The 15,218-nt window shown below is 68.0% G+C and carries 10 protein-coding genes; 9 read left to right on the top strand and 1 reads right to left on the bottom strand.

All coding sequences use genetic code 11. From position 1 onward, the window contains the following. The first annotated feature begins 73 nt into the window (after window positions 1–73). Window positions 74–1,711 carry a DNA repair protein RecN gene (gene recN, locus QJ043_RS08505; protein ID WP_283713278.1) on the top strand — a complete coding sequence of 546 codons (1,638 nt, stop codon included), beginning with the start codon at window positions 74–76 and terminating at the stop codon, window positions 1,709–1,711. 108 nt (window positions 1,712–1,819) lie between these two features. Here the strand turns inward: recN and QJ043_RS08500 are convergent, their stop codons facing one another. Beyond that, window positions 1,820–3,313: a DUF1846 domain-containing protein gene (locus QJ043_RS08500; protein ID WP_283713277.1), complete on the bottom strand. Its 1,494-nt coding sequence runs from the start codon at window positions 3,311–3,313 to the stop codon at window positions 1,820–1,822. Between the two features lie 269 nt (window positions 3,314–3,582). On the opposite strand from QJ043_RS08500, the gene pyrG reads away from it, so the two are divergent. From pyrG to mraY, 8 genes are all read left to right on the top strand, one after another. Then, window positions 3,583–5,244, top strand: coding sequence for a CTP synthase (gene pyrG / locus QJ043_RS08495; protein ID WP_283713276.1), 1,662 nt, complete (start codon window positions 3,583–3,585; stop codon window positions 5,242–5,244). A 116-nt stretch (window positions 5,245–5,360) separates the two neighbouring features. Next, on the top strand, window positions 5,361–8,093 hold the full coding sequence (locus tag QJ043_RS08490; RefSeq protein ID WP_283713275.1) for a transglutaminase domain-containing protein: 2,733 nt from the start codon (window positions 5,361–5,363) through the stop codon (window positions 8,091–8,093). 725 nt (window positions 8,094–8,818) lie between these two features. Further along, on the top strand, window positions 8,819–9,211 hold the full coding sequence (locus QJ043_RS08485) for a division/cell wall cluster transcriptional repressor MraZ (protein ID WP_347177805.1): 393 nt from the start codon (window positions 8,819–8,821) through the stop codon (window positions 9,209–9,211). 23 nt (window positions 9,212–9,234) lie between these two features. Then, window positions 9,235–10,191, top strand: coding sequence for a 16S rRNA (cytosine(1402)-N(4))-methyltransferase RsmH (rsmH, locus tag QJ043_RS08480; protein WP_283713273.1), 957 nt, complete (start codon window positions 9,235–9,237; stop codon window positions 10,189–10,191). 181 nt (window positions 10,192–10,372) lie between these two features. After that, window positions 10,373–10,798: a cell division protein FtsL gene (locus tag QJ043_RS08475; protein ID WP_283713272.1), complete on the top strand. Its 426-nt coding sequence runs from the start codon at window positions 10,373–10,375 to the stop codon at window positions 10,796–10,798. Between the two features lie 206 nt (window positions 10,799–11,004). Then, the gene (locus tag QJ043_RS08470; RefSeq protein WP_283722798.1) at window positions 11,005–12,654 is read left to right on the top strand and encodes a peptidoglycan D,D-transpeptidase FtsI family protein; all 1,650 of its coding nucleotides are present in this window, start codon (window positions 11,005–11,007) and stop codon (window positions 12,652–12,654) included. A 62-nt stretch (window positions 12,655–12,716) separates the two neighbouring features. After that, window positions 12,717–14,159 carry a UDP-N-acetylmuramoyl-tripeptide--D-alanyl-D-alanine ligase gene (locus QJ043_RS08465; RefSeq protein ID WP_283713270.1) on the top strand — a complete coding sequence of 481 codons (1,443 nt, stop codon included), beginning with the start codon at window positions 12,717–12,719 and terminating at the stop codon, window positions 14,157–14,159. After that, a complete protein-coding gene (gene mraY, locus QJ043_RS08460; protein ID WP_283713269.1) occupies window positions 14,159–15,190 on the top strand; it encodes a phospho-N-acetylmuramoyl-pentapeptide-transferase in 1,032 nt (343 codons plus the stop codon). Before QJ043_RS08465 ends, mraY begins: the two co-directional genes overlap by 1 nt. Window positions 15,191–15,218: the final 28 nt, after the last annotated feature.

Here is a 15,218-nt window from a genome sequence, read left to right as displayed (position 1 = left end):
ATCCTGTGGTAGGCTGAGTGCCGGGCGCCCCGGCGTCCGTTTTGTTGTGAAACGCACCTTCCGAGGAGACCCCGTGATCGACGAGCTCCATGCCAAGAACGTCGCCCTGATCAAGGACGCGGCCATCGCCTTCGACGACGGCCTCACGGTCATCACGGGCGAGACCGGCTCCGGCAAGACGGCCCTGCTCGGGTCGCTCAAGCTGCTGGTGGGAGAGCGGGCGAACGCGTCGCTGATCCGCGAGGGGGCCGACGAGCTGTCCGTGGAGGGGCGGTTCTTTGTGGACGACGGCGACGAGGACGGCCACGTGGCGGTGCGCCGCGTCGATGGGCGCGGCCGCGGGCGCGTGTCCATCGACGGCTCGCTCTCTTCGGTGAAGGCTCTGGCGGCGACCCTCGGTGACACGGTGGACCTCTGCGGCCAGCACGAGCACCAGCGGCTGCTCTCGGTGGCGAGCCATGTCGCGCTGCTCGACGGCTTCGCCGGCGACCGAGGGGCCGTCGCGCTCGACGAGTACCGAGCCGCGCTCAAAGAGGCGAACGCCGCCGCCAAGGAGCTTGCGCGGCTCCAGGAGCTGAGCGCGACGGCGCGGGAGCGACTGGACCAGGCGCGGTTCACCTACGACCGCATCATGGCGGTGGACCCGCAGCCTGGCGAGCTGGAGGCGCTCGAGGAGGAACTGCCGCGCTATGAGAACGCGGAGGCGCTGAGGCAGGCGGCCGAGGGCGCCCGACAGGCGCTCTCGCACGATGGGGGCGCGATTGACGCGCTCGCCGAGGCCGGTCAGTACCTGCTGCAAGCACCAGTGGACGATCCGGAGCTCGCGTCGGTGGCAGAGACGCTGGCGTCTCTGGCCATCGAGGCGGAGGACGCCGCCTCTTCGCTCCGTGCCTACCGAGATGCGGTGGACGTGGACCCGGAGCGCCTGGCCGTGCTACAGGCCCGGCAGGCTGCGCTGCAAGGCCTGGCACGCACGATGGGCCCCGGCATGGAACGGGTGCTCGAACGCAAGGCCGAGGCCGAGGAGGTCATCGAGGCCGCCGAAGGGTCGGGCGACGCCGAACGCGAGGCAGAGGCCGCGATGGCCGAAGCGGAGGAGCGGCTCTCCGTTGCCGCCGGCGCCGTCTCGGCGTTGCGACGGGAGACCGCTCCGGGGCTTGCGGAGGCCGTCACGGCGCAGATGGCCCGTCTGGAGATGGGCGGCGCCCGGTTGACCGTCGAGGTTCGGGACCTGCCCCGCGCACAGTGGACGGCCTCCCAGGGCCCCACATCGGTGGAGCTCCTGTACCAGCCGGGCGCCGGCATGGTGGCGCGGCCTTTGAGGAAGATCGCGTCCGGCGGCGAGGTGAGCCGCGTGATGCTCGCGACCAAGGTGGTCCAGGGCAACGCCGACGACGTGGAGACGCTCGTCTTCGACGAGGTCGACGCCGGCGTGGGCGGCTCCGTGGCCGTGGCGCTCGGCGAGGTGCTCCGTGACCTCTCGAAGACACATCAGGTGATCTGCGTCACGCACCTCGCCCAGGTGGCGGTGTTCGCCGACCGTCAGTACGTGGTGTCGAAGCGTCCCGGCGACGACGGCATCCCCGAGACCCAGATCCACGAGGTGACGGGTGACGAGCGGGTCGAGGAGGTCGCCCGCATGCTCTCCGGCGACACCAGTGACGCGAGCCTGAACCATGCGCGCGAGATGCTGGAGGCGCAGGGGCACTGACGTGGGCGCGGCCTCGGCGGTCTGCAACGGAGCGCGGCCGGAGAGGCGCTACGGGGCGTTCGGTGGCGCCCTGTTCCTCTCGACGGTTCGGAACTCTGCCGGAGGCCCCTACCGGTGGTAGTAGCCCAGGCCCTCGTAGGCGGGCTCGCAGGACACGTTGATCCCGAGGCGCCGGTACACTTCCTCGTCCGTCGGCGACAGGATGACCGAGAAGAACGCGTCGCAGCCGCGCAGCCGTGGCAGCCCTTGGATGACCCGCTCGGCCATGGGGTTCGTCGCGGAGGAGTAGGAGAGCGCGATGAGCGTCTCGTCCGAGTGGAGGCGCGGGTTCTTGCTCTGCAGGTAGTCGGTCTTGAGCTCGCAGATGGGCTCGAGGGCGTCCTGGTCGAGCACCGGCAGGTCCGGGTCCTGGCCGGTGACGGCCTTGCAGGCGTTGACGAGGGTCGAGCTCGCGGCGCCGAGCAGCTCGGAGGTCCGGCCGGTCACGATGCGGCCGTCGGGGAGCGCGAGCGCGCCCGCCGGGGCGCCCGTGGCGGCGGCCTTGGCGAGGGCCACCTCGCGGGCGGGCAGGTAGTCGGGGGTCACGCCGGCCTGCCGCATGAGGGTCTCGAGCCGTCCCACCTGGTTCTGGCCCTCGCCGGTGCGCTTCACATGGCACGCCGCGGCGAAGTACCGGCGCACGATCTCGCGCTTGGCCGCCTCCTGACAGGCCTCGTCGTCCACGATGCCGAAGCCCACCATGTTGACGCCCATCTGGGTGGGGCTCGCGTAGGGGCTCTCGCTCTGGATGCGCTCCATCAGGGCCTGCACCACCGGGAAGCTCTCGACGTCCCGGTTGTAGTTGACGGCGGTCTCGCCGGTGGCCGCCAGTTGGAAGGGGTCGATGCAGTTGTAGTCGCCGAGGTCGGCGGTGGCGGCCTCGTAGGCGATGTTCACCGGGTGCGCGAGCGGCAGGTTCCAGACGGGGAACGTCTCGTACTTCGCGTAGCCGGCCTCCACGCCCCGTTCGTGCTCGTGGTAGAGCTGCGACAGGCAGGTGGCGAGCTTGCCGGAACCGGGGCCGGGCGCCGTGACCACGACGAGCGGCCTGTCCGTCTCGATGAACTCGTTTCTGCCAAAACCGTCCGGGCTGACGATTCGGTCCACCGCGTTCGGATAGCCCTCGATGGGGTAGTGCAGCTTGCACGGGATGCCCAGGGTCTCGAGACGCCGCCGGAACGCCTCCGCCTTGGGCTGGCCGGCGAAACGCGTGAGCGCGACCCCTGCCACGGGGAGCCCCCGACTCTCGAAGAAGTCGGCCAGGCGCAGCACGTCCTCCTCGTAGGGGATGCCGAGGTCCCCGCGCACCTTGTTCTTCTCGATGTCCTTGGCGCAGACGCAAATGATGACCTCCGCCATGTCCCGGAGCGTCAGGAGCATCGACAGCTTGGCGTCGGGCGCGAAACCGGGCAGCACACGGCTCGCGTGGTGGTCGTCGGCGAGCTTGCCGCCGAACTCGAGGTAGAGCTTCCCGCCGAACTGTCCGATGCGGTCGCGGATGCGCTCCGCCTGGAGTGCCACGTAGCGGGCGTTGTCAAAGGGTGCGGTGCCGGGCTGCTCCACGGGGGTCCTTCCGTCCTGGTGCGTTCTCGGGTGAGATTATCGGCCAACGTCCGGCTCGCGTGGCGCCCAGCGGGCGACCCTCACAACCCGGGAAGCGCGTTCAGGCGCCCCGTCGGGGCACCTGGTGGGTCGGGCGCCCGTTTCAGCCCCCTTGGACCTTCCCGTTTCGATCCCATAAATGGGCGCCCACCAAAAGGCGGGGAGTCGCCGCGGTCTACAATCGAAAAACGATTGGCCGGTCCATTCGTACAGATTGCGCAGGTGTCCGCATGACCAAGCACGTGTTCGTCACCGGCGGCGTCGTCTCCTCTCTCGGCAAGGGGATCACGGCGGCCTCCCTCGGACGACTTCTCAAATCCCGGGGCTACAAGGTGATGATGCAGAAGGCGGACCCGTACCTCAACGTGGACCCGGGCACGATGAGCCCGTTCCAGCACGGTGAGGTGTTCGTCACGGAGGACGGCAAGGAGACCGACCTCGACCTCGGGCACTACGAGCGCTTCATCAATGAGAACCTCACCCGCGAGTCCAACTTCACCACCGGCCTCATCTACCAGTCGCTGATCCGCCGCGAGCGGGCCGGCGACTTTCTCGGCGGCACGGTGCAGGTGATCCCGCATGTCACGAACGAGATCCGGGACCGCTTCCGCCGCATCGAGGAGCACACGGACGCCGACGTCGTGATCACAGAGCTCGGCGGCACCATCGGCGACATCGAGGGACAGCCCTTCGTCGAGGCCATGCGCCAGTTCCGCAACGAGAAGGGCCCCGAGGACGTCTGCTTCATCCACGTGTCGCTCGTGCCCTACATCTCCGCCGCCCACGAGGTGAAGACGAAGCCCACGCAGCACTCCGTCAAGGAGCTGAGGTCCATGGGCATCCAGCCGGACTTCATCGTGTGCCGCAGCGACCACGAGGTGGACGAGGCCATCCGCTCCAAGATCGCGAGCTTCTGCGACGTGCCGGCCGACCACGTCTTCGAGAACTCCGACTGCCCGTCCATCTACGACGTGCCGGCGCACCTGGCGGACCAGGGCTTCGACGTGGAGGTCTGCGAGCGCCTCGGCCTCGACCCGCGGGAGCGCGAGCTCGGCCCGTGGAACGCGTTCACCAAGGCCATGCACCGGGCGGACCACGAGGGCGCTCCCGTGCGGATTGCCGTGGTGGGCAAGTACACCCAGCTGCCCGACGCCTACCTCTCCATCATCGAGGCGCTGCACCATGCGGCGGTGTTCTTCGGTCGTCACGTTGACATCGACCTCATCGACGGCGAGAACCTCTCGGAGGACGACGTCGAGGAGGTGCTGGGCGGCGCGGACGGCATCCTCGTTCCGGGCGGCTTCGGCATCCGGGGCCTCGAGGGCAAGATCCTCGCGGCCGAGCGCGCCCGCACCCACAAGGTGCCGTTCCTGGGCATCTGCCTCGGCCTCCAGGTGGCCGTGTGCGAGTACGCGCGCAACGTCGCAGGCATGCCGGACGCGAGCTCCACGGAGTTTGTGCCGGACTGCGAGTACCCCGTCATCGACCTGATGCCGGACCAGGAGGACGTCTCCGACAAGGGTGGCACGATGCGCCTGGGCGCGTACCCCTGCAAGGTGATGCCGGGCACCTTGGCGCGCGAGGCCTACGGGGAGGACCTCATCTACGAGCGGCACCGTCATCGCTACGAGGTCAACAATGCGTTCCGCGAGCGCCTTACGAGCGCCGGCCTGCGCTTGAGCGGCCTATCTCCCGACGAGCGCCTCGTGGAGATGGTGGAGCTGCCGGAGGAAGTGCACCCGTGGTTCGTGGCGTCCCAGTTCCATCCGGAGTTCAAGAGCCGCCCGACCCATCCGCAGCCGCTCTTCCGGGAGTTCATGCGCGCGGCGATCGCCTATCACGACCGCGTCGATCGGCGCGACGTCGAGGAGCCGGAAAACCGCGGCTACTGACGGCGCATCAGAGGCTCGATCTTGCAGGGGAGGGCGCTCTTGGAGCGCCCTCCCTTTTTGTCGCGCGTCTATGGAATAATCCTCTCGAAGGCTTAAGATACCTTGAAAGGACCCCGATGAAGCGCTGCGGCCGTCTTGTCGTCTCGTTTGTCGTCCTGCTCGTCGTGGCGCTGGCCGTGGGCGCGCTGCCCGCACCTCGCGCTGCCGAGGCGGCCACCGGCCAAACGCCGTTGCAGGAGCGGCTGTATGGCGCCTGGCGCAACCACGAGGAGACGGTCGACGTCTCGGACCTCCATGTGCCCGACTCGACGACGGCCTACATCATTCGCAGGGACATCATCACGACGCATCCGCTCTACCGGATGGCGATCCCGCTCTCGCCCACAGTCGCAGCGTCCGGCGGGTACCTGCAGACGGTGACCGTGGAGTTCAGCCCCTATATCGGGACCCAGGAGCACATCGATCAGTACTTCGAGCGCCTGACACAGGCGCTGGCCTGCGTGGACGGGGTGACGGACGAGGTCACGAAGGCGTTGCTGCTGCACGACTGGGTCGCGACCCATTGCAACTACTCCGCGTCCGCCACCTATGCCGATTACGCCTACGGGGTCTTGGTGGAAGGCCGCGCGGCATGCCAGGGCTACGCGGAGGCGTATCGCGCGCTGTGCCTCGAGGCGGGGCTCGAGTGCACCGTGGTGTCGGCGACGAACCCCAACCACGCATGGAATCTCGTACGGGTGAACGGCTCGTGGTACCACGTGGACTGCTGCTGGGACGACGACACCATGAACCTGTCGGCGGACACGGTGAAGCATGAGAACTTCCTGCTCACGAACGAGCAGATCGCCACCACCACCAGCGCGCACGGCACCGAGTGGAGCGCGGCGAACGGCCAGGTCGCCACGGCGACCGCCATCGCCGACCCGTGGTGGTCGTCCTCGAGCGTCCCGAACCGTGCGTTCGCCTATCTGGACGGCTCCCTCTACTACGCTGACGGCACTGCGGTGATGAAGCGGGCCGTTGGGTCCTCGACGGCCGAGGCATTGCCTGGAAGCGAGGCGCAGGAGGTCGGTCGATGGACCTGCTCCGCCTACCGGCGTGTCCTGGCGGACGGCGAGCACATCTACTCAAACTCAGCCCAGCAGGTCAATGTCTACGGCTCCGACGGCACGCTCGCCCAGACGGTCAAGCCGGACGTGTCGAGCGACTACATCATCACGGGCATCTCTTTCAAGGACGCACGCTTGCTGTGCGACGTGTACGCGTGGAACGAGTCGACCGGCTCGTATGAGATGCGGTATGGGCTGGAGCTGGGACTCTCCTATGAGTGCGGTTCGCACTCCTTGATCGAGGTCGCGGGCGTCACGCCCGTGTGCACGGCGACGGGCTTGAAGCATCACTGGGTCTGCGCGCGGTGTGGGGCGTCCTTCTTGGACGCGGTCGCCGCTGTTCCCGTGGGATCGGACGAGCTGGTGCTGGCCAAGGATCCCAACAATCATGGCGTGAAGGCGCAGCAGCTGGACGCCTCGACCGTGGTGGAGCGCGTGGCCTGCGTGAGCGACGGCTACACCGGCGACACCGTCTGCTTGGGCTGCAAGGCAGTGACGAAACAGGGCGCCGCCGTGGTCCTGGCCCATGAGACTGAGACCCAACCTGCTCAGGCCGCCACCTGCCAGAAGGAGGGGCGCACCGAGGCCCAGGTGTCCAAGGACTGCGGAACCACGGTGTCGGGAGGGGAGGCCGTGGCCAAGGACCCGGCCGCCCACGCCGGCGGCACCGAGGCCCGGGTCACCAAGGCGGCCACCTGCCGCTCCGAGGGGGCCAAGGCCACCCTCTGCAAGGGCTGCGGGGCCACCCTGGCCACCGAGGCCGTGGCCAAGCTTGCCCATACGCCCGTGACCAAGAACGTCGTGACGGCCACCACGAAGCTGCCCGGCTCCACCGGCGACCAAGTGTGCAGCTCCTGCGGCGCTGTGCTCAAGAAGGGAGCGGCGCTTAACAAGGTGAACCTCGCGTACCGAGGGCACGTCCAAAGCTATGGTTGGATGGACTGGGTCACGAACGGCGCACTGTGCGGCACGCCAGGTCAGTCCAAGCGCGTCGAGGCTTTCGGCCTGAAGCTCACGTCGCAGCCCTACGACGGCTCTGTGGAATACCGGGTGCACGTGCAGAGTCTCGGTTGGACTGGATGGGTTCGGAACGGTGCTGACGCTGGGACCACCGGCAAGTCCAAGCGCCTGGAGGCCGTCCATGTGAGGCTCACGGGCACGATGGCCGAGCGCTACGACGGGTGGGTTCGCGCCCACGTGCAGGGCATCGGCTGGCAGGGCTGGGTGAAGAACGGCATCGCGGGGACCACCGGGCAGTCGAGGCGCGTCGAGGACATCCAGGTTCAGGTGCTTCCGAAAGGCCAGACGCCCACGGTGGTGCCGTCGGTGACCTACCAGGGTCACGTGCAGACCATCGGGTGGCAACGCTGGGCGCAGGACGGCATGCTCTGTGGGACGAGCGGGCGTTCCTTGCGCGTCGAGGCTCTGCGCATCCGACTGGCCACGCAGCCGGTTCCGGGGTCCATCGAGTATCGCGCACACGTGCAGGGCATCGGCTGGCAGGGCTGGGTGAAGGACGGCGCGACCGCCGGCACCTCAGGGCAGTCGAGGCGCGTCGAGGCGGTCCAGGTGCGACTGACCGGGGAGATGGCGAAGAACTACGACGTGTGGGTTCGCGCCCACGTGCAGGGCATCGGCTGGCAGGGCTGGGTGAAGAACGGCATCGCGGGGACCACCGGGCAGTCGAGGCGCGTCGAGGCGGTCCAGCTGAGGGTGCTTCCCAAGGGGGAGACCCCGTAGCTTGGCGGCTGGGTGTCACACCTTCTCCCACCAGGACCTCCCACTCTGTCCCACCTGGTGCCTGCATGCCGTTCCATTCGCATCCAACGCCCCTTCCTGCACGGGAGGGGCGTTGTTCTTCGTGCTTCGGCACGGCCTCCTTTCAGTCTGAAGCGAATTGTGGAGGCGCGTCCATAGGCCGATACGGAACCTGAGCGCACGCTCGTCGATGTGAGAGGTAAAGGAGCGCGGGTAACTCCTTGCCTTTCCCCAGCCCAGGCGAGTGGCCGCTCGGTTATGGCGCAGTGCCGCTCATAGTCAGACAGGTGCCGTTCAGGCATAGAAACCGGTCGGAAAAGAAAAACCTGGGAGCGAATACCGACAAGAATGTAATTAAAAAAACGTTGTCAATGATACATCAACAAAGCAACTGTGCGCTCATGTCCCCAGTTTTGTGAGCCGGGGTTTCTCAATTCTCAGAACACCTTTTCGCTGGCAAAAAGTTGTAATCCTCATATCTAGGCAACGCTTGTTCCCGTACCAGATGCGGTGTGTTGCCCTAGGAAGACGCACAAAATATCGGAAGGGGGAGTAGGGGGGACAAGGTGGGGGGAAGTGTTGCGAAAAGGGGCAGCTGCTCTTAGAATCTCAAGCGTGCGCTGGCGGGGGAGCCGGGGCACGGCGGTTAACGCGGGGGATTGTCGATGTATCTGACAGGAAGCAAGAAGCATAGCCTTGACTCCAAGGTGCGCCTCACCCTTCCTGCTGAGTTCCGTCGCGAGTTCGATCGCACCGTCGTCCTCCTGCCCACCAAAGACGCGCTGTACGGGTTCACCCCTGAGGGGCACAGGGCGTACGTGGAGAGCATGTTCCCGGATGGCTTCAAGCCCGGGGACAAGCGCCAGGTGGAGCTCAAGCGGTACCTCAACGGCCTTTCCATCCGGGTCGACATCGACTCGGCCGGGCGCATCGCGCTCGGGAAGGTTCGCGAGGACGTCCGCGAGAAGCTCGGCCTGGGACAGGAGGTCATGGTCGTGGGCAACGACGACCACTTCGAGGTCTGGAACGTGGAGGCCTGGGAGAAGCTTCAGGCGGACTTCGCCGAGGACTTTGACTTCCTGATGTTCGGCGAGGCCTGAGGCGTTCCAAGGGAGTGACCCAGTTGACAGACGAATACCGGCACATTCCCGTGCTGCTTCCCGAGGTGCTCGAGCTGCTCGATCCCCAGCCGGGGGACACGGTGTGCGATTGCACGCTGGGCGGGGCCGGCCACACGCTGGCCCTCGCCGACAAGGTCGCACCGACCGGCCTTTCGATTGGGATCGACCAGGACGACGCGGCGTTGGCCGCTGCCACTGAGCGCTTCTCGGAGCAACGGCACCCCGGTCGCCACCGATTCCTGAAAGGAAACTTCGGCGACCTGGACGACCTGCTCCTTGAGGCCGAGGTGCCCGGGGTCGACTGCTTCCTCTTCGACCTCGGTGTCTCGAGCCCGCAACTGGACGTGCCTGAGCGGGGCTTCTCGTTCCACGAGGACGCCCCGCTGGACATGCGGATGGATTCGGGGACACAGACCCTAACCGCAGCAGAGGTCATCAACACCTACAACGAAGCCGACCTCGCCCGAATCCTCCGGACCTTTGGGGACGAGCGCCACGCCGCGGCCATCGCGAGAGCGGTGTGCCGCCGGCGCGCGCAGGCCCCGATCGAGACCACGCTCCAGTTGGCCGACATCGTCGCGGGCGCGTACCCGGCCCGCGACCGCCGCGCGAAACACCCGGCGCGCAAGGCCTTCCAGGCGCTGCGCATCGAGGTGAACGGCGAGCTGGACGTGCTCCAGCGCGGCCTGGAGGCAGCGGTGCGGTGGCTCAACCCGGGCGGCAGGATCTGCGTCATCTCCTACCACTCCCTCGAGGACCGCATCGTCAAGCGGCTCTTCGGCGAGCTCTCCCAAGGGTGCACCTGCCCTCCGGACCTGCCCGTCTGCGTCTGTGGGAACGTGCCGGCGATCGAGGTCTTGACCAAACGGCCGGTCGTCGCGACCGCCGACGAGGTCGAGGCCAATCCTCGGGCGAGGAGCGCGAAGCTCCGCGCCGCCGTGAGACTCGGCACCCACTGACCGCTTCGACCGGCCTCCCTGCGAGGCCAACGCACCATGTACTCCAGCTTTATCTACGGGCGGCTGAGGCCGTTCGAAGAGATAAAGGCGCGGGCACCACAAACGCACTCGACCCGCACTACCACCGCAGCCTAAACGCACCACACCGCACCAGCAACGCACCGCACCATTGGGGGCACCCATGCACTACCTTGGCTCAGAGGCCGTCGACCTGTACGCAGGAACCGGCCGGGAGCGCTCGCACGGGCGCTCCGTCGCTCCACGTTTCGAGGTCGTCGAGGGCAAGGGGCTCGACGCCCGCGCGCGCGAGGGCGTGACGCCCCGCTTCCTTCAGGGCTTTGTCTTCGTCCTGGCCGCAGTGGCCTTCGTGTTCGTGTTGGCGCTCGCCCGCGTGGCCGTCACGGCCTGCACGGTGACGACGCTCCAGGACAACACGACGCTGCGCTCCCAGGTGAGCGAGGCCGAGGACACGGGCAAGCAGCTCCGCATGGAGGCCTCGGTGCTTTCGAACGCGTCGCGCATCACGACCATCGCGACGCAGAACTACGGGATGGTGTACGTCGGCGCCGGGGAGACGCTGACGGTCAACGTCCCAGACGCCGGATAGGAGCCCTGGTTGCGGCCCGCCGGCGGACCTTTTAGCCGGACAGGAACGACGGGCCGCACGGTCCCGCCGATGACGACAGGGGCCTTGTGAGCAGGAACCACGACCCACAGAACAGAACCAGCCGAAGGGCCCCGCGCGGCGACCGCCGCCTCCGGGGCTCCTCGTACGAGGAGCCGTCCCGCCGCCGGGCCTCCTTCCTCGAGCGCATGCGTGTGCCGCTCCTCTTCGTGGCGGCCCTCGCGGTGCTCGCGGTGGGCAAGCTCTTGTGGCTGACCGTCATCGACGGCCCGCGTCTGGCGGCGAAGGCCGAGGCAAACCGCACCAACACGGTGACGCTCCAAGCCAAGCGCGGCACCATCTACGACCGCAACGGCAACGTGCTCGCCATGAGCGCGGAGTGCCGGACCCTCTATTGCGACCCGAAGCAGGTCTCGGACGCCCATGCGGCCGCGCAGGTGCTCGCGGAACAGCTCGGGGGCACCGCGCAGGACTACCTTTCCGCGCTCACCCAGGACACCACGTTCGTGTACCTCAAGAAGAAGGTCGACACCTCGGTGGCCGACGAGGTGGTGGCCGCCCTCTCCAAGGCGGGGGTCACCGGCGTCTACGAGCTTCCCGACATGAAGCGCGTGTACCCCTATGGCGCCGTCGCGGGCCAGATTCTCGGCGTCGTGGGCGCCGACGGGGACGGCCTGACGGGCCTCGAGCTGCAGTACAACGACATCCTCTCGGGCGTGGACGGCGAGCGCACGATGGAGATGGGACGCGACGGCACCCCGATCGCCGGTGGCGCGTACCGCGAGACGGCCTCCCAGGACGGCACGGACATCGTGATCTCCCTCGACATCGACGTGCAGGAGATGGCCGAGAGGCAGATCGTCGAAGGCCAAGAGACCTACAAGGCGGAGAGCGGCCACGTGATCGCGCTCGACCCGAGCACCGGCGAGATCCTCGCCGCGTGCACCACGCCGCTGCTCGACCTCACCGACACGTCCGAGGCCGCCACGGAGGCCCTCACCCTCCGAAGCGTGACGGACTCCTACGAGCCGGGCTCCGTCCTCAAGGTGGTCACAACGGCCGTGGGCATCGACAGCGGGTCGTTCACGGCCGAGACGAGCTTCGACGTGCCTGCCTCCACCCAGGTGGGCGACGACACGGTGACGGACGACGACGGCCGCGACTACGCGATGTCGATGACGCCCCGCGAGATCATGCGCCGGTCCTCGAACGTCGGTGCGGTGCTCATGGGCCGGGCCATTGGCACGGACGCGTACCAGAAGGGCCTCGCCTCGTTCGGCATTGGCCAGGCCACGGGCATCGACTATCCGGGCGAGGTCTCGGGCCTGGTGACCGCCGGCCCCAGCTTCACGGTCACGAACCTCGGGGTCATGGCCTTTGGCCAAGGCCTCGCGATCCCGACGATCCAGACCGCCCGCGCCGTCGCGGCCATCGCGAACAAAGGGGTCCTCACCACGCCCCATTTCCTCATATACAAGGGCACCGAGAAGGTGCAGTGGCCCGAGGGCACCCGGGCCTGCTCGCCTGAGACGGCCGCGACCGTCACCGACGTGATGGAGACCGTCGTCACGGAGGGCACCGCCAAGAACGCCGCCGTCGATGGCTACGACGTGGCGGCCAAGACGGGCACCGGCGAGCAGGCGGACGAGTCGGGGGGCTACAAGAGCGACAGCTTCCTCTCGTCGCTCGTGGGCTTCGCGCCGGCCAAGGACCCGCAGGTGCTCGTGTACGTTGCGTTCAACGGCGTCCCCTACCACGCCTCCGTTTCTGCGGCCCCGGTCTTCTCGGCTATCATGGGCGAGGCCTTGTTGGACATGGGCGTCAGCCCGGAGTCGTGAGCTGAGAAGGCCATAAGCGATCCCGGTGGCCTATTTCGGGGCCAGCCGGGGTGAGGAGCGACATGTACCACGAGAGCGCACAGGAGACGGCCCGGATAGCGGGCGCCTCCTTGGTGGCCGGGGACGGCTCGGTCGCCGTCTCGGCCTTCTGCATCGACTCCCGCACGGTGAGCGACGGCGACACGTTCGTCTGCTTCCCGGGCGAGAACGTCGACGGCAACGATTTCGCGATGGCGGCCTTCGAGGCCGGCGCCGCGGTGGTCGTGATGACCCGGGAGCCAGAGGCGTCGGTCGTGACCCTTGCCGAACAGCCCGGCCGCTGCCTCCTCCGCGCAGCCGACGACAACGCCGAGGGGTTCCTCGAGCGGCTCGGCGCTTGGTACCGCGAGCGGCAGGACTGGGTGGTCGTGGGCGTGACGGGCTCGGTGGGGAAGACGACCACCAAGGACATGCTCGCCGCGGCTCTTGCGACCCGCTACCGGGTCCACAGCACCAAAGGCAACTTCAACTCGGTGATCGGGGCGCCGCTCACCGTGCTCGAGGCGCCGGACGACATCGAGGCCCTCGTGTGCGAGATGGGCATGAACCACTGGCACGAGATCGACCGCATCTGTCGTGTGACGCGCCCGCAGGTGGCCTGCGTCACGAACATCGGCACCGCCCACATCGGCTTTTTGGGCTCCCGTGAGAACATCGCCCGGGCCAAGTCCGAGTGCGTCCGGTGGCTCGCCGACCCTCTCCCGGCTTTTGAGCCTGTGGACCCGGCGCTCGTGCTCTGCTCGGGCGACGACTTCACGCCGTTCATCGCGGAGACGTTCGCGGCGCCCCAGGGCGTGCCGGTGGTGCGCGTGGGCGAGCATGAGGGGGACGCGGTGCGCGCGTCCGACGTCGAGGTCGACGACCATGGGCACCCGAGCTTCTCGGTCGCGTCCGAGGGCGAGTCCGCTCGCGTGACGCTTCGGCTCACGGGGCGCCAGAACGTGCCGGACTTCCTGCTCTGCGCCGGGTGCGCCGAGCGGGTGGGCGTCTCGCTCGACCAGGCCGCCCGCGCCGCGGAGGCTCTCGAGCCGTCGCCGATGCGCTCCCGTGTGCTCGAAGGGGCCCGCGGGTTCCGCATCATCGACGACTGCTACAACGCGAGCCCGGCCTCGGTGGCCGCCGCCCTCGACCTCCTCGCCCAGATGGCCTGCGAGGGTCGCCGCGTGGCGGTGCTCGGCCAGGTGGGCGAGCTCGGCGACGAGGCGCGCGTGCTGCACGGCCTGATGGGGGCGTACCTGGCGGCAAAGCCCGTCGACCTCGCGGTTTTCGTGGGCGGCGAGGACGCGGCCACGATGGAGGAGGCGGCCCGCACGATGGGCTTCTCGGAGGACCGCTGCGTCCTCGTGGCCGATGTCGACGAGGCGGTCCGCGTGGTCGCCCCGATCCTCGAGCCCGGGGACGTGGTGCTCGTCAAAGGCTCCCGCTCGGTGGGCCTTGACCGCTTTGTGAAGGAGGTGCACGCCTGATGCTCGGCACTCCCGCGTACCCCACCTACACCGTCTTTTTGACGTTCGGCTGCGCCGTGGTCTGTGCGATCCTGCTCATGCCGCCGTTCATCCGGTTCCTCAAGCGCGACGGCATCGGCCAACAGGTGCGGGCAGACGGCCCGCAGACCCACTTGGTGAAGCAGGGCACCCCCACGATGGGCGGCGTGGTGATCCTCCTCTCCATTCTTGTGACCGTCGCGCTCTTCGCGCACTGGACGCCGGCGCTCGTCCTTGCGGTGCTCGCGACCTACGCCACCGCGTTCCTCGGGCTGGCCGACGACATCGAGTCCGTGTCCCACGGGCGCTCGCTGGGCCTCACGCCGACGCAGAAGATGATCGGCCTCACCACGATTTCGGTGGCGTTCTGTCTGGCCGCCGTGAACTGGGTGGGCATCGAGCCCACCGTGCGCTTCCCGGGCGGGTTCACCATCGACCTCGGCGTCCTCACCACGACGATCCCGGTCAACGGGTCCGACTTCCAGATCCCGTGGCTCTACGTGGTCTTCGTCTTTTTGCTGCTCGCCGGCCTGTCCAACGCGGTCAACCTCACGGACGGTCTCGACGGGCTCGCCTCTGGCTGCGTGCTCACCGTGATGGTCTTCATGGCCATGGTGTGCTACCGCTACAACGAGCTGTCCCTCGCCGTGTACGCGGCGGCCATCGCCGGCGCGTGCGTGGGCTTCCTCTGGTTCAACTGCTACCCGGCCCAGGTCTTCATGGGCGACACGGGGTCCCTGGCGCTCGGCGCCGGCTTCGCGACCCTTGCGGTCCTGACGAAGACCGAGGTCACGTCGCTCATCATGGGCGGCCTCTTCATTGTCGAGGCCCTCTCGGTGATGATCCAGGTGGTGAGCTTCAAGAAGACCGGCAAGCGCGTGTTCCTGATGGCGCCGCTGCACCATCACTATGAGAAGAAGGGCTGGAGCGAGACCAAGGTGGTGATCCGCTTCTGGATCGTCTCGGCCGCGTTCGCGGCCCTCGGGTTCGCGCTGTACTTCCAGCTGGGTTAGTTTGAGGACTTCCGCCCCCGCGGGCGGG

It is taken from the genome of Kribbibacterium absianum (genome assembly GCF_030067705.1).
Lineage (GTDB): Bacteria > Actinomycetota > Coriobacteriia > Coriobacteriales > Atopobiaceae > Kribbibacterium > Kribbibacterium absianum.
The sequence above is the reverse complement of the archived record's forward strand: the minus strand, read 5'-3'. Positions and strand labels throughout refer to the sequence as shown.